The organism is Streptomyces lanatus (assembly GCF_014655715.1).
Taxonomy (GTDB): Bacteria; Actinomycetota; Actinomycetes; order Streptomycetales; family Streptomycetaceae; genus Streptomyces; species Streptomyces lanatus.
Genome location: NZ_BNBM01000001.1, coordinates 980,451 through 1,000,913, shown reverse-complemented (window position 1 = coordinate 1,000,913; position 20,463 = coordinate 980,451). Strand labels below are relative to the sequence as shown.

The following is a 20,463-nucleotide window of genomic DNA, read 5'->3' as shown; positions in this document are numbered from 1 at the left end:
CGCGTGAGTCGATGCTGCCACATCGTGATGAACCGCTGGCGGGAGGGCGAACCGGAATGCGGCCCGCCCATATTGCTTGCGTCCGCAAACCGGGTCAACTCGACTTGCGCGCGACCGCCCCGTACATCGCGATGTCCTCGTCCCGGACCACCTCGGTGCCCGTGCCGTCCGGACGCCACTTGTGCACCTGGACGATGCCCGGCTCGACAAGGTCCAGACCGGTGAAGAATTCCGCCGCCTCGGCGTGTGTACGGAGCCGCATCGGCATCCCCCGCGCCGCGTACTCCCGGGCCACCCGCCCGACCTCGTCCGGCGCGAACTCGGCGGTGCCGATGGACATGGCGAGGTAACTGCCCTCCGGCAGCGGTTCCAGCAGCCGCCGCACGATCCCCACCGCGTCGTCCTCGTCCAGCATGAAGTGCACGATCGCGATCACGGCGAGCGCGACGGGCCGGTCCGGATCGAGGGTCTCGCGGAAGGCCGGGGCGTCGAGAATGCCGGCCGGTTCGCGCATGTCGGCCTCGATGTACGCGGTCCTCCCCTCGGGGGTGCCGGACATCAACCCCCGTGACAGATCCAGCACAAGGGGATCGTTGTCGACGTACACGACCCGGGACTCGGGTGCGACGGCCTGGGCGATCTCATGGATGTTCGGCGAGGTGGGTATCCCCGACCCGACGTCCAGGAACTGCCGTATCCCCGCCTCCTGGGCGAGATACCGCACGGCCCGGTTCATGAAGTCCCGGTTGGCCCGCATGTGGACGGGCAGCGCGGGCCATTCCCGCACCATGGCGTCACCGGCTTCACGATCGGCCGGGTAGTGGTCCTTGCCGCCGATGATGTAGTCGTAGATGCGGGCGGAGTGGGCGTGTTCGGTGTCGATGCCTTCGGACAAGGGGGCCTCCTGGGGCTGGGGCGAGGCGTCCAACCTAGGGGAGTGGCGGCGCCAGCGCGGCTTCCTTCCTCCGCTGCCGCCGACTGCGCCGAGGCTCCTGATCCGGCAGCCATCCGAACGCCAGACAGCTCCCGACCACACCCAGCAGCAAGCCCAGGAAGAACCCACCGAGGTTGGACGTGACCCAGGTCCCCAGGGTCACCAGCACCCCGGTGATCGAGTAGAAGAGCCGTTGAGCCGGGTTGAAGAGGGTCAGCAACCCCAGCAACACCATCAGCCCGGGCAGCAGATACCCCGCCACCCCCTGCATACCGACATGCAGAACGACCTTCAGCGACGCCTTCATCGTGAGCAGGATCCACCCGCCGCCCAGGGCGAGCAGCAGCCCGCCCCAGAACGGCCGGTCGGCCCTCCAACGACGGAAGGCCGACCGGAAACCCGAGGGCCCGCTCATCAGCAGCCCTTGCTGCTGAAGCTGAGCTTCAGACCGGGAAGTTTGAACACCGCGGCGGTCGTCGCGTAGTTGGTCTGCCGCAGGTCCTTGATGAACACATGGTCCGCCTGCTGGCTGAAGACCCCGATCGGCCCCTTCACTCCGGCCTTGGTCAGGGTGCTCGCGTCGTTGCCGATCTCGATGTTCTTGAACGCCGCGTCACCCGACAGCTCGGTCGAGTCGGTGGTCAGATCGGTCGCGGTGACCTTGTCCTTTCCTTCGCCGGCTTTGATGAGCAGATTCGTGCCGCCGAGGTCGACGCTCTGGCACAGCTTCGTGAGCTTGGCCTTCTTGATCGCGGAGGTGACGACCAGGACCTGGCCGCCGGTGTCCCCCGCGTTGGGGCTGCCCGGCGCCATCTCGTCGAGGCCGCCGAACTGCTCGAAGCCCTCGCCGTCGAGCTCGGTCGCGGTGACGGTGAAGGGCATGCCGGAGATGGCGAACTGAACGCCCAGCGCGCCTTCGGCGGTGAGGACGGCGAGAGTGGCGGCGACCAGGGTGGCCGGCACCGCCATCACGGCGGCACGGCGGGCCCGGACCCGCCCACGTCTCACGGAATCGCTTTCCGGGTTCTCAGGGGTGTTGTCTGCGGACGAGTTGACGTCCGAGGACGAGGCCATAACTGCTCCCAGGTGCATGAAAAGTGCGGGTAGGGCATCAGTGGCACGTTGTCCTGGCGCGGACAGCGCCCGCTTCGCACGTCTCCTCGCAACTCCCGGCGGATGCAAGGGCTTTCTCGTACTCCGCAGTAGCCAAGCCGGGAAGTTACCGGTGGTTACACTCCAGGGTCAAGGGAGTTGTGTGAAAAGGGTGTTGGTTGTGCCTCACCTGTGGGTCGGGCTCCTCCGAGGCCCTCGAAAGAAACCTCTCGACAACATCAACTCCCTTTCTACTCCTTGACGTTGACTGACCCACAGGTCTACAACTCTCCCTGGCTCCCCCCTTGGATCCGTGGCGCCGGATCCGCCGCCGCGTGGCCTCTGCCCGCGTTCCCGGACCTGATGTCCTTCACATTTCCTTTTCCTGGGATCTCCTCCCTGGGGTCCCTCCACCCGCCGTCACGGTCGCTTCCCCCCTCGGTCCGTGTCGGCCGCCCCTGTCGTTGCCGGTCCGTGCCGTACGGAGAAGGCGGCACGGACCGGCAACGGCGCACTCCCCGCAACGAAAGACGAGGTACACCCCCATGCGCACCCGCACCCTCCTCACCCTCGCCGGCACCGTCGCCGCCCTCACCCTCCCGCTGGCCGGCCCCGCATCGGCGGCCGACGGCGCCGTCCTGACCACCGGCTCCGTCGGCGGTACGGCGGTCGCGGCCGGCGAGGTGCTCACCGCACCGCTGGCGAGCGGCACCGCTGCCACGTTCTACTCCAGCGCCACCGGCACGAGCGGCATCTCCTGCACGTCGTCCCAGTTCACGGCCTCCGTGACGGACAACCCCGGTGCGCCCGGCACCGCGACGGAGTCGGTCTCCGCGCACACCTTCGACGCCGCCAGCTGCACCACCAACGTGGTCGGCGTGCTCGGCGTCACCAGCATCACGGTCAACAACCTGCCGTACAGCGCCGCCGTGGCCTCGGACGGCACCGTGACCGTCACCCCGGCCGCGGGCTCCACCATCCAGACCACGGTCGTCCTGCGCACCCTGCTCGGCAGCATCAACTGCGTCTACCAGGCCCCCAGCCTGACCGGCACGGCGAGCAACGACGACAACACGATCAACTTCAACAGGGCGGCGTTCGCCAAGGTCTCCGGCTCCTCCCTCTGCTTCGCCAACGGCTACTTCACCGCCAAGTACGCCCCGGTGACCGCGAGCGGCGCGGCGGTCTACGTCAACTGACCCCCACCGCGCCGGAGTTCACCTCCTGCGCAAGCGCAGCGCCAGGGCGGCGCCCCCGGTGAGCACCAGCACCGCGGCGGCGCCGCCCGCCAGCAACGGCGTCGACGGCCCCGAGTCGGCGGCCCCGGTGGAAGCCACCGGCGTGCTGTCGCCCTGGGTGCGCGCGGTCTCGGCGGGGGCGGAAGCGGTGGGCGTGGGGTCGGCCGTACGCGGCTCGCTCGTGCGCGGCTCCTTCGCGGGCGAAGAGGCCGCGGCCGTACGGCCGTTGTCGCGGTCCGCGTCCCCGTCGGCCTCCTTCCCGGCGCTCTCGCGGTCCGGGAACACCACGTCGGAGCACGAGTAGTAGGTGTCCGGCGTGCTGCTGTTCTGCCAGATCGTGAACAGCACATGCCTGCCCGAGCGGTCGGACGGGAGCTTCGCCGTCAGCCGGTACGCCCCGTCCGTCAGCGCCGGGTCCTTCACCTCCGCGAACGGCCGGTCCGGGAGGTCGGACCAGGTGAGCGGCTTCGCCGGGTCGTAGCCGGGCTTGGTGAGATAGAGCCGGAACGTGCCGGTGTGCGGGATCGTCGAGACATAGCGCATGGTCAGGGACGCACCCGGGGCCAGCCGGGTCGACGGCCAGTCGGCGCGGGCGAGGTCGAGGCCGCGGTAGGCGGGCAGTCCGCCGCTGCACAGCTTGCCGTCCGGGACGACCTGCCGGTCCCGGCCGTTCACGTTCGCGATCCGCAGATTGTCCCAGGCCGTGAAGGGGGTGCCGTTGGCCGCGACGGCCGCCCGGCACGCCGTCGAGTCCGACGCGCTGCCGCCCTCCGGCGAGCAGGCGTACACCCGGCTCACCGGATCCGTCGGGGCGCCATGCGCACGGGCCGGGACCGCCGCCCACACCGTGAGCAGCAACGGCGTGACGGCGGCGGCCGCCAGGGCGGAGCGATGCGATCTCATCCAGGGCATCCGGGGCATCCGGAACGTCTCCTCGGCCGGCGTGGGAAGGGTCCTCGTCCAGTACGGGGGACGGGCCCGGCGCGTTCACCGCCCGACGAACCGGGCAGAGCCCGTCGATACCGGTCGAACGGCCGACGTAGAGGGTGGGTTTCCGGCCGGATCTAGGGTTTCCCCTGTATCCCGGTGACCTTTTCTTTGCCTATCGTTCGACCACAGCCGACCCACAGGTAACCCCGAACGGGTCGCTGCTCGTGCCAGGCCGGTCGCAACGCCCCCCACTCCGCACCCCGCACTTTCGAAACACCCCCCGCCGCTTCGAGGACGAAGCGAAAACGTCCGCCGCTCCGCGCTGCCCGGAGTTCGGCCGGCCACGAAAGGCACTCCCCTTGCGAACCTCAACCTCCCTCAGACGGAAGCTGATATCCGTCGCCGCGGTCTCCGCCGCGCTCTTCACGGCCGCCACCACCACGGCCGCCGTCGCCCAGGATTCCCCTGCCCCGGAAGCGGCCGTCCCCGTGGCCCAGGCCGAGGCCGCGCCCGGCACCCCGGCCGAGCGCCTCATCGTCGGCTACAAGTCCGGCGCCGCCGAGGCCAAGTCGAACAAGGCCGCCGAGGCCGACGCCGCCGCCAAGGGCGGGGAGGCCGGCGAGAACCTCGACTTCCAGCGCCGCCTCGGCTCCGGCGCCGCCCTCGTCGACCTGGGCGCGAACCTCACCAGGGCGGACGTCGCCGACGTCGTCGCCGAGTACCAGGCCGACCCGCAGGTCGCCTATGTCGTACCGGACCGGCTGAACAAGCCGCTGGCCACGCCCAACGACACCGAGTACAGCAAGCAGTGGGACCTGTTCGAGAGCACCGCGGGCATGAACGTGCCGGGCGCCTGGGACGTCGCCACCGGCAGCGGGGTGACCGTCGCCGTCATCGACACCGGCTATGTCACCCACTCCGACCTCGGCGCCAACATCGTCGCGGGCTATGACTTCATCTCCGACGCGACGGTCGGCAACGACGGCAACGGCCGTGACAGCAACCCGGCCGACCCGGGCGACTGGACCGCCGCGAACGAGTGCCAGGCCGGCGCCCCCGCCACCACTTCCTCCTGGCACGGCACGCACGTCGCCGGCACCATCGCCGCCGTCACCAACAACGGCAAGGGCGTCGCGGGCATCGCGCACGGTGCGAAGGTCTCCCCGGTGCGGGTGCTCGGCAAGTGCGGTGGCTACGACTCCGACATCATCGACGCCATCACCTGGGCGTCCGGCGGCACCGTCTCCGGTGTCCCGGCGAACGCCAATGTCGCCAAGGTCATCAACATGAGCCTGGGCGGCGGCGGTGCCTGCTCCACCGCGACCCAGAGCGCCATCAACGCCGCAGTGAACCGCGGCACCACGGTCGTCGTCGCGGCGGGCAACAGCAACGACAACGCGGCGAACTACTCGCCGGCCAGCTGCGGCAACGTCGTCAGCGTGGCGGCCGCCGACCGCCAGGGGAACCGCTCCTACTACTCCAACTACGGCTCGATCGTCGACATCGCCGCTCCCGGCGGTGAGACCAACTCGGTCACGTCCAACGGCATCCTGTCCACGCTGAACTCCGGCGGCCAGGGCCCCTCGTCCGAGAGCTACCAGTACTACCAGGGCACCAGCATGGCCGCCCCGCACATCGCGGGCCTGGCCGCGCTGATGAAGTCGGCGAACACCTCGCTGACCCCGGCCCAGATCGAGTCCGCGATCAAGACCAACTCGCGTACTCTTCCCGGCACTTGCTCGGGCGGCTGCGGTGCGGGACTCGCGGACGCGGCCAAGACGGTGCAGGCGGTGAGCGGCGGCTCCGGCGGCTCCACGGGGGGCACCACCTTCACCAGCACCTCCGCGGTCTCCATCCCGGACAACGGCTCCGCCATCGAGTCCCCGATCACCGTCAGCGGCCGCAGCGGCAACGCCCCCTCGGCCCTCCAGGTAGGCGTGGACATCACCCACACCTACCGCGGTGACCTGGTCGTCGACCTGGTCGCGCCGGATGGAACGACCTACCGGCTGAAGTCCGCCAGCTCCTCGGACTCCGCGGACAACATCAGCACCACCTACACGGTCAACGCCTCCGGCGAGATCGCCAACGGCACCTGGAAGCTGCGCGTCCAGGACACCGCGGCCCAGGACACGGGCCGGCTCAACAGCTGGAAGCTGACCTTCTGAACGCGCGCCCCCAGCGGGCGCGTACCACAAACGGGCGGGCCGGCCGATGCGGATGGGGCATCGGCCGGCCCGTCGTGTGTATGCCGCGAAGGGCTGGAAACAGGCCTTGGAAACCGCCACTCCGGTCTGTGCGCGAAACGCTCAGCGACAGAACAGGTCCAGGTCCGCCTGCTCGTCGTCGCTCTCACCGATCGCCGCCAGCACCCGCAGCCCCCGGTCGGGATCGCGGTCGATGCCGGTCAGCACCCCCGGTACCGCGATGCTCGGCAGCAGATGCCCCCACAGGACCGAGATCCGCTCCGCCAGATCGGCCCGGTCGGTCAGCGCCCGCGACATCAGCTGAACGCCGGCGAAGGCGCCGACCAGCAGCTCGACCGTCTGCCGCGGCTCCACCGTGGGCAGCAACTCGCCCTGGTCCCGGGCCTGTTCGAGGACGACCACCAGATGGTCGGCCCACTGTCGGAACGGACCGGAGTGGTCGACACCGGGCGGCGCGCACTGGTCCACCGCCAGCCGCACACTGCCCTTCAGGAGCGAGTTGTGCAGCAGCCGTCGGCCGAACACGAAGGTGACGTCGACGAGTTCCTGGAGCTTGCACGGCTGTGGCGGCACCGCGCCCAGCGGGATCTGCACGTCCAGCACGGCCTGGGCGAGGGATTCCTTCGAGGGGAAATGGAAATACAGGGCGCCCTTGGTCACCTCGGCCCGCTCCAGCACCATCGAGATGGTCGTCGCGGTGTAACCGTGCTCGTCGAAGACCGCGCCCGCGGCCTCCAGGATCACCCTCCGCGTTCTGATGGCGCGCTCCTGCCTCGCCATGACAGCCCTCCGTATGTTTCCGGCCGCGCCGAGTCGAGACCTGCGCGCTCGGCGTACGCCGGAGCAGTTCGGGCAGGGCCGGGCGACCCCAGGCCGCATTGAAAACAAACCGGTCGGCTCGTACTCTAACGCTCGCGGCACGGGCACCTCGCCGTATGTCAAGCGCGCACATACGGGGGACCCATGGAGGGGACATGTCTCATCCGCGCCACCTCAGCACGGCCCCGCTCGCCGCGACCCCCGAGGCGCCGCACGGCCTGACGGCCACCGTACCGCGCCAACTCGTGCACCGCGCCTCGCTGGCGGAAACGTTTCTCACCGGGGTGACCAGCATCGACACCGACCGGTTCACGGTCTTCGCGGAGTGGCCGCGTGCCCACCAGTTACACGTGTCGCCCGACCGGTCGGCGTATGAACCCCTGCTGGTCGCGGAAACCGCCCGCCAGGCCGGCGCATTGCTCGCGCACACCGCCTACGACGTCCCGCTGGGCCACCAGTTCGTCCTCCGGGAACTGCGGATCGCCACGCGTCCCGAGCGGTTGGCCCTGGGCCCCGCCCCCGCTGCACCGGTTCTCCGGATCACCGTCACCGATGTCGAGCACCGCGGCGGCCGCCCCGCCGGATTCCGCTACGACACCGACGTACTCCTCGACGACGAACGCGTCGCGACCGCGCAGGTGGCCGTTGCCTGGACAAGTGCGGCCGTCTACCGCCGACTTCGCGGTGGCCGCAACGCCACGACCGTGTCCGCGCTGCCGGTCCCGCGCGGGCTGGCCCCCGCCGTCGTGGACCGCGCCCTGCCCGGGGACGTCGTCCTCGCCCCGACCGGCCGAACCGACCGCTGGCAGTTGCGAGTCGATACCGCCCATGCTGTTTTCTTCGACCACCCACTCGACCATGTGCCCGGAATGCTCCTGCTGGAGGCCGCCCGCCAGGCGGTGCGGGCCCGCCCGGGGAGCGGCCGGCGCACACCCGCCTCGTTCCGTGCCGTCTTCCACCGGTACGCCGAACTCGACCTGCCCGCATGGATAGAGACCGCCGGCAAGGAAGAGGCGAACGGCGGCGACGGATCCGACGTACAAGTCCTGGGGCGGCAGGGGAAGTCGACGGTCTTCGAGTGCGAGGTGGGCACCGTGGACGGGTGAGCTATCGTGTACGGGGAGTAAGAAACAAACGGCATGACCCGTTCTTTTCCCGTAGCCCAGGAGAGTCCAGCCGATGGCGAGGCAGTTACGCGCGGAACAGACCCGCACCACGATCCTCACGGCCGCAGCCGAGCTGTTCGACCGTCACGGCTATGAATCGACGAGCCTGAGCGACATCGTCGAACACGCCCAGGTCACCAAGGGCGCGCTGTACTTCCACTTCGCGGCCAAGGAGGATCTGGCGCAGGCGATCATGGAGCTCCAGTCCAGGGCGTCCCGGCAGGTGGCCGGTGAGATGGAGGCCCGCGGCCACACCTCGCTGGAGGCGCTGATACGCACGACGTTCGGCATCACCCGCCTCGCCGTCGAGGGCCCGATCACCCGGGCCGGCCTGCGCCTGGCGACCGGGGGAGTGGTGATACGGCCGCCGCTGCGGCACCCCTTCAACGAACTGCTTGACATCGCCACCCGCAGACTCCACGGCGCCGCCAGGGAAGCCGACATCCACCCGGACGTCGACACCGAGGCCGCGGCCCACGCCCTGGTCTGCTTCTTCGTCGGCACCCGGGTCGTCGGCCGCTCCCTCGAACCCGTCGCACGCCAGCCCCGCAGAGTGGCCGAGATGTGGCACCTCATGATCCGCGGCCTGGTCCCGGTGCCCCGCCGGGCCCGCTATCTCGCGCTGGCGACACAGCTGGAGCGGGAGATCAAGACCGTATGAGCCCCATGACACGGGCGGTACCGTGAGCCGCATGCCCGAGAGGTCCGACACCCCGCCCGCGTCCGTGCTCCTCGGGAACGAACCCGGCTCGTTCCCGCACAGCGTGCTCGCCGAACGGCATCCCGCGATCATCAGCCAGGTGCGGGACTCCTTCCCGTACGACCCCGAGCGGCACCGCGCCCTGGACGCGCTCCTCGCGAGCTGCACCAAAGGCGTGATCGAACCGCTCCCCGCCGACGCGCACGACCGGGACCGCTGGGCCGCGTGGGGCGCCGAGGCGTACACCGGCCGCTCCTGGTTCGACGTACCGTGGCTGTGGTCGGAGAGCTTCTTCTACCGCCAACTCCTCGAAGCCGTCGGCTACTTCACCCCCGGCCCCTGGCTGGGCATCGACCCCTTCCGCCCCTCCAAACTGGCCGAACTGAACGCCCCGGAGACGGACGAGGAACTGGCCGCCCTCGACCCCCTCGCCGAGCGGCCCACCGACGAACAGGACCGGGCCCTGCTGCACGGTTCGCTGTGGGGCAATCGCGCGGACCTCGGCTTCCGGCTGTCCGCCGCGCAGGCCGCCACCGCCTCGGACACCCCGCCCCTGGTGTCCGATGACAGCGAGACCCTCTGGTCCCTGCTCCCGCCCTCCGGCACCGCCACCCTCTGCCTGATCGCCGACAACGCGGGCCGCGAACTCATCCCCGACCTGCTCCTCATCGCCCATCTCCTCACCCAGGGGCGGATCGGCCGGGCCGTCCTGCACATCAAGCCGTACCCCTACTACGTCTCCGACGCCACGCACGCCGATGTGCTCGACGCCCTGCGCCGGCTGACGTCCGCACCCGGCGCCGCCGCGGACTACGGCCGTACCCTCTGGTCGGCGATCACGGACGGCCGCCTCGCCGTCCGCGCGCACCCCTTCTCCAGCGCCCCGCTGCCGTACGCCGAGATGCCCGCCGACCTGCGCGGGGAACTCGCCACCGCCACCCTCACCGTCCTCAAGGGCGACCTCAACTACCGCCGTCTGGTCGGCGACCGGCTCTGGCCGCCCACCACGCCCTTCCTCGACGTCACCGCCTACTTCCCCGGCTCGGTCGCCGCCCTGCGTACCCTCAAGTCCGACGTGATCACCGGCCTGGACGCCCGTACGGAGGCGGCGCTGGTGGCGGCGGAGGGCCAGAAGTGGCGCACCGGCGGGACGCATGCGCTGATTCAGGTACGGGGGTGACCGCTCGGGCGGCGGGCCCGGTCGTCGCTCGGCTCAAGTGACGTGCATCGGCAAGGACTTGATGCCGTTGATGAAGTTCGACACCAGCCGCTTCGGCTCGCCCGCCTTCCGCAGTACGGGCGCCGCCCGGACGGTCTCCCGATAGAGCACGCGCAGCTGAAGCCGTGCGAAGTGCGCGCCCAGGCAGACGTGCGGGCCGTCGCCGAAGGACACATGCGGATTGGGGCTGCGGGACAGGTCCAGCCGGTCCGGGTCGGCGAAGACGCGCTCGTCGCGGTTGGCGGAGGCGTGGAAGACGACCACCTTGTCACCGGCGCGGATGCGTTGCCCCGCGAGTTCCGCGTCTCGCGTGGCGGTGCGTCGGAAGGTGAGGACCGGGGGGTGCCAGCGCAGCAACTCATCGACGGCGGCGGGTAGTTCGACGTCACGGGTCCTCAGTCGCTCGTACGACTTCGGGTGCTCGGCGAGTGCCAGCAGCCCGCCCGGCGCCGCGCTGCGGACGGTGTCGTTGCCGGCGACGGTGAGCAGGAAGAAGAACATCTCCAGTTCGGGTCCGTCGAGTTCGGGATCGTTGGCGAGAGTGGTCATCACGTCGTCGGCCGGGAACCGCCGTTTGTGTGCGGCCAGTTGGCGGGCGTAGGCGAACATGTCCCGCAGCATCGCGGGCGACCGCGGATTGACCGGCCTGCCCTCCCCGTCCAGCACCTGGGGACCGGCCTCGTCAGGATCCTGGTAGCCGATGACCCGCTGCGTCCAGTGCAGGAGCAGCCCGCGGTCGGCCTCCGGCACGCCCAGCAGGTCGGCGAGATTGAGCAGTGCGTAGTCGTCGGTCACGGCGGTGACCAGGTCCACGGTGCCGTCCGTGGCGCGGGCCGTGTCGAGGGCCTGCGCCAGGAGTGAGCGCGCCCGCTCCTCCGCGACCCCGACGAAACGGTCCACGCGTCCGGGAGTGAAGGCCCGGCTGACCAGCCGCCTCAATCGTCCGTGCCCCGGCGGATCCTGGTTGAGCATCATGCGCCGGATGAACGGCAGGTCCTCCGGATCGGGATCGCGGATCTGTGTCGCGCCGAGACGCGAGGAGTACGTCGCCGAGTCCTTGAGCACCCGCACCACGTCCGCGTGCCGCGTCACCGCCCAGAACCCGGGCCCGGCGGGCCAGCCCAGCACCTCGTACTCGTCCTGCCGGGCGACGGGGTGGTGGTCGCGCAGGATGCGGTAGGCGGGGTAGGGCACGCCGGTGGCGTATTGGCGGGGGTCGAAGACATCGGGGGCGGGGGTATCGAGAGCTGGCGAGTCGGGGGCAGGGGTATCGGGGACGGGGGAGGAAGCCATGTGACCAAGGTGGCGTAAGTCGGTGGAGATCGACAGGTCGACACATCTCCGTATCGCCGTATGTGGTGATCATGACAAATTCTTGCTAGTCATGACGTCATGCCCTTACGTCAATTGCGCTCGGGAACGAGGGCCGCCGCGGCCACCCTCATATTGGTGGCGGTCACGGCCTGCGGCGGCGACGGGGACTCCTCGTCCGGGGCCGGCGGGCGGGAGACCGTCAGGGTGGCGGCCCTGCCTTTGATCGACTGCGCCGCCCTCTATATCGCGCAGGAGCGGGGCCTGTTCGAGAAGGAGGGGCTCGACGTCCGTATCCAGCAGATCCAGCAGAGCCTCCAGGCGCTGCCCGCACTGGCCAAGGGCCAGATCGACATGGTCGCCAGCGCGAACTACGTGACCTATCTCCAGGCCCATGAGAAGGGCACCCTCGACATCCGGATCGTCGCCGAGGCGATCAGGGCGGCGCCGCGCATGATGGAGGTGCTGGTGCCCGAGGACTCGGACATCAAGAGCGTCGCCGATCTCGCGGGGAAGAAGCTCGCGGTCAACGTCCTGAACAACGTCCAGTCGCTGACCTTCGACGAGATCGTGGAGAAACAGGGCGTGGGCAAGCCGGTCTACCGGGCGATTCCCTTCCCGCAGATGGGCGCCGCCCTCGACAAGGGGCAGGTCGACGCCGTGCACGCGGTCGAGCCCTACGACAGCGCCATCCAGGACGAGCTGAACGCCAGGGTCCTCGTCGACGGCTCGTCGGCCCCCGTGGAAGCCATTCCGCTGAGCGGCTACATCAGCACGGGTGCCTACGCCGACGGACACGGCAGGACGCTGGCCGCGTTCCAGCGGGCCATCAAGGCGGCCGTGGAGATCGCCGAGAAGGATCCGTCCGTCGTGCGGGACACCCTGCCGACGTACACCAAGGTGACCGAGGAGCAGGCCAGGTCCATCGACCTGCCCGTCTTCCCGCCCGCCATGGACGCCGCGCAGCTCACCCGGCTCACCGACCTCATGAAGAAGCAGGGGATGCTGAAGAAGCCGATCGATCCGGCGACGTTGCTGGTCAAGTGACGTGAAGGCCCGTCAGGAACAATTCCTTCTGGGTGGTCTGGGGGTACTGCTGGCCGTCGGGGCCTGCGAAGCCGTCTCCCGCTCCGGGCTCGTACGGCGCAGCTATCTCCCGCCGGCCTCGGAAGTCCTCGCGCGGGCCGTGGAACTGGCGGGCGACTCCGTCTTCCTGGACGGCATCGCCGCCACGTTGCGGGCCTGGGCGCTCGGCCTCGCCCTCGCCATCGGGATCGCCGTCCCGGTCGGCCTGGTCCTCGGGAGCGTGCCGGTCGTCGACGCCGCCGTACGCGCGATCGTGGAGTTCCTGCGGCCGCTGCCGTCCGTCGCGCTGATCCCCCTGGTCTCGCTGCTGCTCGGCTCGGGCACGGAGACCAAGGTCGCGCTGGTGACGTACGCGTCGGTCTGGCCGATTCTCTTCAACACCATCTACGGCCTCGCCGAGACGGACCCCCTGGCCAAGGACACCCTCCGTGCCTTCGGCTTCGGCCGCGTCGGTGTCCTGCTCCGGGTCGAACTCCCGGGCACGGCCCCCTTCATCGCCGCCGGCATCCGCATCTCGGCCGCGGTCGCCCTCATCCTCGCCGTCGCCACGGAGATCCTCTCCGGCTTCGGCGAGGGCCTCGGCATCTTCATCGCCCAGGCGGGCCTGGCCACGGACGGCACACGCGATGTGCTGGCGGGGGTGGTGTGGGCGGGGGGTCTGGGGCTGGTCATCAACGGGGTGTTGGTGTGGGGCGAGCGGAGGCTGTTTCCGTGGACGCCGGGGCGGCGGGGGGTTGGGTGAGGGTGGGGTGAGGGGGGTCGGTCTTGGGGCGCGTATGGGTGGTGCGGGTCGTGTAGGTCGTGCGGCTGGTGCCGGTGGTGCGGGCCGGTTGGCCGTGCGCCACGCCCTGCTCCGCTGGACGGTGCTTGTGCTCGCCGTGGTGGTCTGGCAGTTGGTCGCCGGGGCTCATGGCAGCGTGTACTTCCCGCCGCCCGTCGAGATCGCGGGGCACGCGCTCGATCTCTGGTTCTCGGGGCCCGCGCGGCATGTGTTCCTCACGGAGGCGGCGGTCGGAGACATATTGCCGAGCCTCGGCCGGATGGCCGCCGGGTTCGGGATCGCCGCCGTCGCCGGGATCGCGCTCGGCGTCGCGATCGGCCGCTCGCGACGCGTGTACGCCTTGTGCGACCCGGTTCTGCAGTTCGCTCGCGCCGTCCCGCCGCCCGCTCTGGTCCCCGTGTTCGTCGTGATCCTGGACTTCGGTACGCCGATGCAGATCGCGTCGATCGTCTTCAGTGCGATCTGGCCGGTGCTGATCAACACGGCCGAGGGCGCCCGTGACACGGACCCCTTGCGCATCGAGGTCGCCGCCGTGCTGCGCCTCACCCCCGTCGAACGGCTCCGCTTCCTGATCCTGCCCTCCGCGCTGCCCCGCATCTTCGCGGGCCTGCGGCTGAGCCTCTCCCTCTCCCTCATCCTCATGGTGTTCTCGGAACTCCTCCCCGGCACCGCCAACGGCATCGGCTTCACCCTCACCGACGCCCAGTCCCGCTCCGACCTGCTGACCGTCTGGTCGGCACTGGTCCTGCTCGGCGCACTCGGCTACCTCCTCAACACCGGCCTGCTGGCGGTCGAGAAGCGACTGATCGGCAAGGGGAGGACGACGACCGTATGACCCGTACGCCCCCTATCACCTCCGCCCAGGGACAGCCATGCTCCGCCTAGACGAGGTCGGCCAGCACTACGGCGACCACCAGGTCCTGCACGACATCACCCTCACCGTGCCGGACGGCCAACTCCTGTGTGTCGTGGGCCCGTCCGGCTGCGGCAAGTCCACACTGCTGCGCACCGTCGCGGGCCTGCTGCCGACGTACGACGGGACGATCACCCTGGACGGCACTCCTGTGCGCGGCGTCCCCGACAACCTGGCCGTGGTCTTCCAGGACTACGCCCGCTCCCTCTACCCCTGGCTCACGGTCCGCGAGAACGTGGCCCTCCCACTGCGCCGCAGAGGCCTGCCGAGAAACGAACGCCGGGCCGAGGCCGACCGCATCCTGGCCCGAGTAGGCCTCACCGACACGGCCCGCCGCCACCCCTGGCAGCTGTCGGGCGGCATGCAGCAGCGCGTGGCCATCGCCCGCGCCCTGGTCTGCCGCCCCTCCCTCCTCCTCATGGACGAACCCTTCGGCTCCCTCGACGCCCAGACCCGAGAGGACTTGGAGGACCTCCTGCTGGAGGTCCACCGCACCGACGGCGCGACCATCGTCTTCGTCACCCACGACATCGACGAGAGCGTCTACCTGGGCGACCGAGTCGTAGTCCTCTCCCCGGGCCCCGCCGCCAAGATCGTCCTCGACCTCCCGGTCGAACTCCCCGACACCCGGGACCAGATCACGACCCGCGGCCTGACGGAGTTCGTGACCTTGAGGTCGGAGGTGGGCAGGGCGGTCCGCAAGAGATAGGGCCGGCAGCGGGGGTCTGGGGGCGCAGCCCCCAGAGAGGGCCTGGGGTCGAAGGGGCGGAGCCTCTCGAGGATGGGACGGGTAGGGGCGGCGGGGGCGAAACACGCCCCGCCCACCGGCCGCCGCCCCCTCCCCGACTCACCCCACCCGCACGTCCTGCCAAACCATCCGATGGTCAGAAGTCGGCACACTCACCCCATCCCCCACCAGCCGATACAACGGATCGTCGGACGTCGGCCAGAAGACCCCGTTGCCCCCCGGCACCAGCCCCTTGGACGGCAGCACATAGTCGACCCGCAGATTCCCCGGCGCGGTGTCCCCGAAGTCGGAGGTGTCATACGCCGGATCACCGCGATGCGCCGCATTGGCGCCCCCTTGGACCCGCGCGGCCTCCACACCCCCCGCACTGGCCGGCGGCACAGCGGGAAGGTTCATCGCAGGGTGGTCCAGCAACTGCAGAATCGCGTGGTCGTAGCTGTCCCCGTCGTACGGATCGGCATTGTTGTCACCCGCGATCACGAACCGCGCCCCCACCCGCAGCCCACCCCGCCGCCCCTTGTCGTCGTACAGATAGGAACCGCGCCGACGCCCACCGACATAGTCGGCCCACAGCCGGATCTCATCGTGGTTGCGCCGCCCGTTCCGGTCCTCGGTGCCGTCGAAGGTGGGCGGCGTCGGGTGCGAGACGAGGAAGTGCACGGTGTCGTGCCCGATGCACACCGGCACGTCCCAGTGGCTCTTGGAGGACAGGCGCAGGATCGCGCGGGCCTCGTCGCTGTAGTAGCCGGGCGGCATGATGTTGCCCGGCATGTCCTTCCACAGGAAGCGCTGGAAGGTGCGCACCGCGCGCGTGTCGATCGGGAACTTCGACAGCACGACCATGCCGTACTGCCCCGGGAACCAGCCGTACCCGTATGCGTCCTGGCCGTACGCGTCCGACCCGGGCGTGGTGACCGCGCCGTTCTTCCCGTCGAGGTCGACACCGGTGGCGACGCCCGTGTTCACGGGACCGGTGTAGTGGTACGGGAAACGGACCGGCGCGGCACCGCGCTGCCCCACGGCCAGGTAGTTGCGCAGGAACAGCCGGACCGCGCTGCCCTGCTCGTCGTAGTCGAACTCGTTGATCAGCAGGACGTCCGGGTCGACCCGCTGGATGGTCTCGGCGACATTGCGCGCCTGGACGTTGTCCGGCGTGGACAGGTCGGTGATCAGCGCGCCCTGGGTGCCGCGGTTCAGGGAGGCGTTGAAGGTGGCGAACCGGACGGACCGGCGGCCATGCCGCTCGGAAGCCGAGGCAGGGAGCGCCGCGGTCGTGGCCAGCGCCGCCCCGGCGAGGGAGGCCAGTGCCGTACGGCGGGAGAGGGATCCGGTGGGGGTCATCGCGACTCCGGTGCGGGAGGGGACAAAGGGGGATTCACTTGAGGCTCGAAAAGTCTGCGCGCGTAGAGATGAACGCCACAAGGCCCGCCGAGAACTCCCGACTTCACCCGCGATTCACGCGATGGTGTGATCATGTCCCGCGCCGCGGATGCCTCCCGGAGCCCAGGGGTAGGGCCCGGCCATGACGCAGCAGCCCTTCGAACTCCCGCACTTCTACATGCCGTATCCCGCGCGGCTGAACCCACATGTCGACGAGGCCCGCGCCCATTCGACCGAGTGGGCGCGCGAGATGGGCATGCTGGAGGGGTCCGGGATCTGGGAGCAGGCCGACCTGGAAGCGCATGACTACGGCCTGCTCTGCGCCTACACCCATCCCGAGTGCGACGGCCCCGCCCTCTCCCTCATCACCGACTGGTACGTGTGGGTCTTCTTCTTCGACGACCACTTCCTGGAGACCTTCAAGCGCACCCAGGACCGCGCCGGCGGCAAGGCCTACCTCGACCGGCTGCCCCTGTTCATGCCGATGGACCTCTCGGCCCCGATGCCGGAGCCGCAGAATCCGGTCGAGGCGGGCCTCGCCGACCTGTGGACGCGCACGGTGCCCACGATGTCCGCCGACTGGCACCGCCGCTTCTCCGTGGCGACCGAGCACCTCCTCAACGAGTCCCTGTGGGAGCTGTCCAACATCAACGAGGGGCGTATCGCCAACCCCGTCGAGTACATCGAGATGCGCCGCAAGGTCGGCGGCGCCCCCTGGTCCTCGGGCCTCGTGGAGTACGCGACCGCCGAAGTCCCCGCGTCCGTCGCCGAGTCCAGGCCGCTCAGGGTGCTGATGGAGACGTTCTCCGACGCCGTGCACCTGCGCAACGACCTGTTCTCCTACCAGCGCGAGGTCGAGGACGAGGGCGAACTCAGCAACGGCGTCCTGGTGCTGGAGACCTTCTTCGACTGCACCACCCAGCAGGCCGCCGACCTGGTCAACGACGTCCTCACCTCCCGCCTCCACCAGTTCGAGCACACCGCCCTCACCGAAGTCCCGGCCGTGGCACTGGAGCACGGACTCACCCCCGCGGAGGTCGCCGCCGTCGCCTCGTACGCCCAGGGGCTCCAGGACTGGCAGTCCGGCGGCCACGAATGGCACATGCGCTCCAGCCGCTATATGAACGCACGCGCCGAGCCGACCACACCCTGGCGCGGCCTGACCGGACCCGGCACCTCCGCCGCCGACGTGGGCGCACTCCTCGCCTCGGCCGGCGCCGAACGCCTGCGGGCGTACACCCATGTGCCGTTCCAGAAGGTCGGCCCCTCCCTGCTGCCCGACTTCCACATGCCGTACCAGTGCGAGCTCAGCCCGCACCTCGCCGCCACGCGGGTGCGCCTGACCGACTGGATGCACCGCATGGGCATGCTCCAGGAGGGCGTCTGGGACGAGGACAAACTCGCCGCCTACGACCTCGCGCTGTGCTCGGCGGGCCTCGACCCCGACGGCACCCCCGAGGCCCTCGACCTCAGCGCCCGGTGGCTCGCCTGGGGCACCTACGGCGACGACTACTACCCTCTCGTCTTCGGCCACCGCCGCGACCTGGCCGCCGCCCGGCTCACCACCCAGCGCCTCTCGGACTGCATGCCCCTCGACGGCGAGCCGCCGATCGTCCCGGCCAACGGCATGGAACGCGGCCTGATCGACCTGTGGGCGCACACCACCGCCGGCATGACCGCCGACGAACGGCGCGCCGTGAAGGACTCGGTGGACGTCATGACCGAGAGCTGGGTGTGGGAGCTGTCCAACCAGCTCCAGAACCGCATCCCCGACCCGGTCGACTACCTGGAGATGCGCCGCGCCACCTTCGGCGCCGACCTCACCCTCAGCCTGTGCCGAATGGGCCACGGCCCCGCCGTACCGTCGGAGGTGTACCGCAGCGGCCCCGTCCGCTCACTGGAGAACGCCGCCGTCGACTACGCCTGCCTCCTCAACGACGTCTTCTCCTACCAGAAGGAGATCGAGTACGAGGGCGAGATCCACAACTCGATCCTCGTCGTGCAGAACTTCTTCGGCGTCGACTACCCGACCGCGCTCCATGTCGTCCACGATCTGATGACACAGCGCATGCAGCAGTTCGAGCATGTGGCCGCGCATGAACTGCCCATCGTGTACGAGGACTTCGGCCTCTCGGAAGAGGCCCGGGAGATCATGGAGAACTATGTCGTCGACCTCCAGAACTGGATGGCGGGCATCCTGAACTGGCACCGGACCGTCCCCCGCTACAAGGCCGAGTACCTGGCCCGCCGCGCCCACGGCTTCCTGCCCGACCGCGCTCCCGCGGTCCCGGTCCTCGGCTGACCCCCCGGCGCCCGCCCGTCCTCAGCCGACCTCGCGCACCCGTGCCGCGGTCTCCTCGGCGAGCTCCCGTATGCCGTTCGCGGCGTTCTCCGAGAGCTCGCCGAGTATCGCGTCGGCCGCCGCGAGGAGCGCGCGGGCGTCCTCCGGCCGGTTCGCGTCGGCCAGGGCGCGGGTGAGCCGGTAGTGCTCCTCGGTGAGGAAGCGGCCGAGGTTCACGCTCTGCCAGTGGCGCAGCGAGTCGTCTCCAGGGGTGGCCAGGGCGTCCCGAACGGCGGCCAAGGTCCCTGTCGCCTCTGACAGTTGGCCCGACTCCCGTTCCAGAAGGGCCTGGGTGTGCAGCGCCGAGGCCCGGTCCCATGCCGTCTCCTGAAGGGCGGCGTACAGCCTCTGGGCGCGCAGCGCCTGGGGCAGATCGCCGAGTTCCTCGAAGTCACGGGCGAGCGCGCGCAGCGGGGCGGTGGCCAACGCGCGTGGGGCGTCGGGGCGGCGGAGTCTGCTCTGGTCCATGAAGATCTCGTCGAGTTCCCGGATCAGCGTCACCCGGGCCAGCTCGGTCATGCCCTGGTCCCGGGCGAGGTCGGTCCAGGTACTCACCGGCTCGTCCGAGGGGTCCGTGCCGAACAGCGACTCGTCGAGCTCGACCGCCCAGTCCCGCAACTCCTCCGAGCTCGCCCCGGGTTCCGGCATCCCGCCGAGGCCGCACGCGGTGTCGAAGTCCGTCTCCCGCACCTCGTGCAGCAGCGACAGGTCCGCCGGGTCACCGTGCAGCCCCACCAGTACGGCGGCCAGCCGCAGTTCCTCCGTCATCGACGACCGCGCCTCCTGCCGCAGCAGATGCCGCAGCAGCTCCAGATCGCCCTCGGCACGGTCGAACTGCGCGGCCCGCAGGGCGAGTCGGCGTCGTAGGGCATCCTCGGCCACCTCCTCCCACGCCGTGCGCCCGCCCGAACGCAGCATCGCCAGATCGGCGCGACCGGTCGCGAGAACCGGCTCCCACAGAGGCGGGCGGGGGTAGGTGTCGAGCAGTTGATAGGCGTTGTGCTCCAGGTCGTTCAGCAGGACGAAGTCGGGTTCGGTGCGCAGGAGCGCGGCCCGGAGCATGGCTTCGAGCTCCGCGACGGAGCGCTGCGGAAAGCCGAACGCGGCACGCAGCTCCGCCCGCGCCTGCTCGAGTTCATCCCGCCCATCGGATCCCTCCTCGTCGTCCTCGTCCTCGACCTCCGCCAGACCGATCATGATCTCCAGGGCCTCGGCGACGCTGGAGCCGATGATCCCGGCCGAGCCCTCCGAGTCGGCGTGGAGCACCGACCCGTCCGCGCACACGAAATACGTACCGCCGGTGTCGTCCCCGGCCACCACCTCCAGCGGCCCACCCGAGGCGAGGCGGACCTCCTCGACATGGCCGTGGGCCGCGCGGGCCAGGTCGAAGTTGAAGGGGAACGCGGCCAGTTCGGCCAGATGTTGGTGCTGCCGGAGCAGCCGCAGCGCGCGATCGGTCATGTCACAGAACGTAACAGCGGCCACTGACAACGGACTTCCCGCCTCCGGATGCCGTTTCCGAAACTTTTCGTGCGGAATGGGATATTCAGGGAACTTCCCCGGTGCGTCGCGAGTCTTCTGAGGTGAGGGGAACAGAC

The 20,463-nt window shown here is 70.1% G+C and carries 18 protein-coding genes; 10 read left to right on the top strand and 8 right to left on the bottom strand.

Translation table 11 applies throughout. From position 1 onward, the window contains the following. Window positions 1–94 precede the first annotated feature (94 nt). From IE325_RS04415 to IE325_RS04405, 3 genes are read right to left on the bottom strand one after another with little or no spacing between them, the layout of a single operon-like run. The gene (locus IE325_RS04415; protein WP_190068301.1) at window positions 95–895 is read right to left on the bottom strand and encodes an SAM-dependent methyltransferase; all 801 of its coding nucleotides are present in this window, start codon (window positions 893–895) and stop codon (window positions 95–97) included. A 34-nt stretch (window positions 896–929) separates the two neighbouring features. Beyond that, window positions 930–1,349: a DUF6114 domain-containing protein gene (locus IE325_RS04410; protein WP_190068300.1), complete on the bottom strand. Its 420-nt coding sequence runs from the start codon at window positions 1,347–1,349 to the stop codon at window positions 930–932. Next, on the bottom strand, window positions 1,349–2,008 hold the full coding sequence (locus IE325_RS04405; protein ID WP_190068299.1) for a DUF6230 family protein: 660 nt from the start codon (window positions 2,006–2,008) through the stop codon (window positions 1,349–1,351). Before IE325_RS04405 ends, IE325_RS04410 begins: the two co-directional genes overlap by 1 nt. Window positions 2,009–2,571: 563 nt before the next feature. Here IE325_RS04405 and IE325_RS04400 point away from each other — a divergent pair. Continuing rightward, complete coding sequence (locus IE325_RS04400) at window positions 2,572–3,225, top strand: Tat pathway signal sequence domain protein (protein WP_190068298.1); 654 nt, start codon at window positions 2,572–2,574, stop codon at window positions 3,223–3,225. 18 nt (window positions 3,226–3,243) lie between these two features. On the opposite strand, the gene IE325_RS04395 is transcribed toward IE325_RS04400, so the two are convergent. Beyond that, a complete protein-coding gene (locus IE325_RS04395; RefSeq protein WP_190068297.1) occupies window positions 3,244–4,176 on the bottom strand; it encodes a lytic polysaccharide monooxygenase auxiliary activity family 9 protein in 933 nt (310 codons plus the stop codon). Window positions 4,177–4,553: 377 nt separating this feature from the next. On the opposite strand from IE325_RS04395, the gene IE325_RS04390 reads away from it, so the two are divergent. Then, window positions 4,554–6,362, top strand: coding sequence for a S8 family peptidase (locus IE325_RS04390; RefSeq protein WP_190068296.1), 1,809 nt, complete (start codon window positions 4,554–4,556; stop codon window positions 6,360–6,362). 141 nt (window positions 6,363–6,503) lie between these two features. Here the strand turns inward: IE325_RS04390 and IE325_RS04385 are convergent, their stop codons facing one another. Next, window positions 6,504–7,181, bottom strand: coding sequence for a ScbR family autoregulator-binding transcription factor (locus IE325_RS04385; RefSeq protein WP_190068295.1), 678 nt, complete (start codon window positions 7,179–7,181; stop codon window positions 6,504–6,506). Window positions 7,182–7,375: 194 nt separating this feature from the next. Between IE325_RS04385 and IE325_RS04380 the strand changes: the two genes are divergently transcribed. The 3 genes from IE325_RS04380 to IE325_RS04370 all read left to right on the top strand — a co-directional run bounded on the left by IE325_RS04380 (window position 7,376) and on the right by IE325_RS04370 (window position 10,266). After that, window positions 7,376–8,326 carry a ScbA/BarX family gamma-butyrolactone biosynthesis protein gene (locus IE325_RS04380; RefSeq protein WP_190068294.1) on the top strand — a complete coding sequence of 317 codons (951 nt, stop codon included), beginning with the start codon at window positions 7,376–7,378 and terminating at the stop codon, window positions 8,324–8,326. 73 nt (window positions 8,327–8,399) lie between these two features. After that, window positions 8,400–9,047, top strand: a complete 648-nt coding sequence (locus IE325_RS04375) for a ScbR family autoregulator-binding transcription factor (protein ID WP_190068293.1) — start codon at window positions 8,400–8,402, stop codon at window positions 9,045–9,047. Between the two features lie 31 nt (window positions 9,048–9,078). Beyond that, window positions 9,079–10,266: a damage-control phosphatase ARMT1 family protein gene (locus IE325_RS04370; protein ID WP_190068292.1), complete on the top strand. Its 1,188-nt coding sequence runs from the start codon at window positions 9,079–9,081 to the stop codon at window positions 10,264–10,266. Window positions 10,267–10,299: 33 nt separating this feature from the next. On the opposite strand, the gene IE325_RS04365 is transcribed toward IE325_RS04370, so the two are convergent. Beyond that, window positions 10,300–11,598, bottom strand: coding sequence for a cytochrome P450 (locus IE325_RS04365; RefSeq protein WP_190068291.1), 1,299 nt, complete (start codon window positions 11,596–11,598; stop codon window positions 10,300–10,302). A 156-nt stretch (window positions 11,599–11,754) separates the two neighbouring features. On the opposite strand from IE325_RS04365, the gene IE325_RS04360 reads away from it, so the two are divergent. From IE325_RS04360 to IE325_RS04345, 4 genes are all read left to right on the top strand, one after another. Beyond that, complete coding sequence (locus tag IE325_RS04360; protein WP_229911639.1) at window positions 11,755–12,663, top strand: ABC transporter substrate-binding protein; 909 nt, start codon at window positions 11,755–11,757, stop codon at window positions 12,661–12,663. 1 nt (window position 12,664) lies between these two features. Continuing rightward, window positions 12,665–13,444, top strand: coding sequence for an ABC transporter permease (locus tag IE325_RS04355; RefSeq protein WP_190068289.1), 780 nt, complete (start codon window positions 12,665–12,667; stop codon window positions 13,442–13,444). Between the two features lie 94 nt (window positions 13,445–13,538). Then, a complete protein-coding gene (locus IE325_RS04350; protein ID WP_229911666.1) occupies window positions 13,539–14,318 on the top strand; it encodes an ABC transporter permease in 780 nt (259 codons plus the stop codon). Window positions 14,319–14,355: 37 nt separating this feature from the next. Then, a complete protein-coding gene (locus IE325_RS04345) occupies window positions 14,356–15,105 on the top strand; it encodes an ABC transporter ATP-binding protein (RefSeq protein WP_190068287.1) in 750 nt (249 codons plus the stop codon). A 138-nt stretch (window positions 15,106–15,243) separates the two neighbouring features. Here IE325_RS04345 and IE325_RS04340 read toward each other — a convergent pair whose 3' ends face one another. Beyond that, on the bottom strand, window positions 15,244–16,485 hold the full coding sequence (locus IE325_RS04340) for an endonuclease/exonuclease/phosphatase family protein (protein WP_190068286.1): 1,242 nt from the start codon (window positions 16,483–16,485) through the stop codon (window positions 15,244–15,246). Between the two features lie 181 nt (window positions 16,486–16,666). Between IE325_RS04340 and cyc2 the strand changes: the two genes are divergently transcribed. Continuing rightward, on the top strand, window positions 16,667–18,826 hold the full coding sequence (cyc2, locus tag IE325_RS04335) for a germacradienol/geosmin synthase Cyc2 (RefSeq protein WP_190068285.1): 2,160 nt from the start codon (window positions 16,667–16,669) through the stop codon (window positions 18,824–18,826). A 21-nt stretch (window positions 18,827–18,847) separates the two neighbouring features. Here cyc2 and IE325_RS04330 read toward each other — a convergent pair whose 3' ends face one another. Further along, window positions 18,848–20,326 (bottom strand): hypothetical protein, encoded by a 1,479-nt coding sequence (locus tag IE325_RS04330; RefSeq protein WP_190068284.1) that lies wholly within the window; start codon window positions 20,324–20,326, stop codon window positions 18,848–18,850. Window positions 20,327–20,463 lie beyond the last annotated feature (137 nt).

Bases quoted from the DNA above. Each gene is read 5' to 3' on its own strand.
- IE325_RS04375 (WP_190068293.1), top strand. From the start codon at position 8,400: ATGGCGAGGCAGTTACGCGCGGAACAGACCCGCACCACGATCCTCACG.
- IE325_RS04405 (WP_190068299.1), bottom strand. From the start codon at position 2,008: ATGGCCTCGTCCTCGGACGTCAACTCGTCCGCAGACAACACCCCTGAG.
- IE325_RS04330 (WP_190068284.1), bottom strand. From the start codon at position 20,326: ATGACCGATCGCGCGCTGCGGCTGCTCCGGCAGCACCAACATCTGGCC.
- IE325_RS04340 (WP_190068286.1), bottom strand. From the start codon at position 16,485: ATGACCCCCACCGGATCCCTCTCCCGCCGTACGGCACTGGCCTCCCTC.
- IE325_RS04370 (WP_190068292.1), top strand. From the start codon at position 9,079: ATGCCCGAGAGGTCCGACACCCCGCCCGCGTCCGTGCTCCTCGGGAAC.
- IE325_RS04410 (WP_190068300.1), bottom strand. From the start codon at position 1,349: ATGAGCGGGCCCTCGGGTTTCCGGTCGGCCTTCCGTCGTTGGAGGGCC.
- cyc2 (WP_190068285.1), top strand. From the start codon at position 16,667: ATGACGCAGCAGCCCTTCGAACTCCCGCACTTCTACATGCCGTATCCC.
- IE325_RS04395 (WP_190068297.1), bottom strand. From the start codon at position 4,176: ATGCCCTGGATGAGATCGCATCGCTCCGCCCTGGCGGCCGCCGCCGTC.
- IE325_RS04385 (WP_190068295.1), bottom strand. From the start codon at position 7,181: ATGGCGAGGCAGGAGCGCGCCATCAGAACGCGGAGGGTGATCCTGGAG.
- IE325_RS04365 (WP_190068291.1), bottom strand. From the start codon at position 11,598: ATGGCTTCCTCCCCCGTCCCCGATACCCCTGCCCCCGACTCGCCAGCT.
- IE325_RS04380 (WP_190068294.1), top strand. From the start codon at position 7,376: ATGTCTCATCCGCGCCACCTCAGCACGGCCCCGCTCGCCGCGACCCCC.
- IE325_RS04400 (WP_190068298.1), top strand. From the start codon at position 2,572: ATGCGCACCCGCACCCTCCTCACCCTCGCCGGCACCGTCGCCGCCCTC.
- IE325_RS04345 (WP_190068287.1), top strand. From the start codon at position 14,356: ATGCTCCGCCTAGACGAGGTCGGCCAGCACTACGGCGACCACCAGGTC.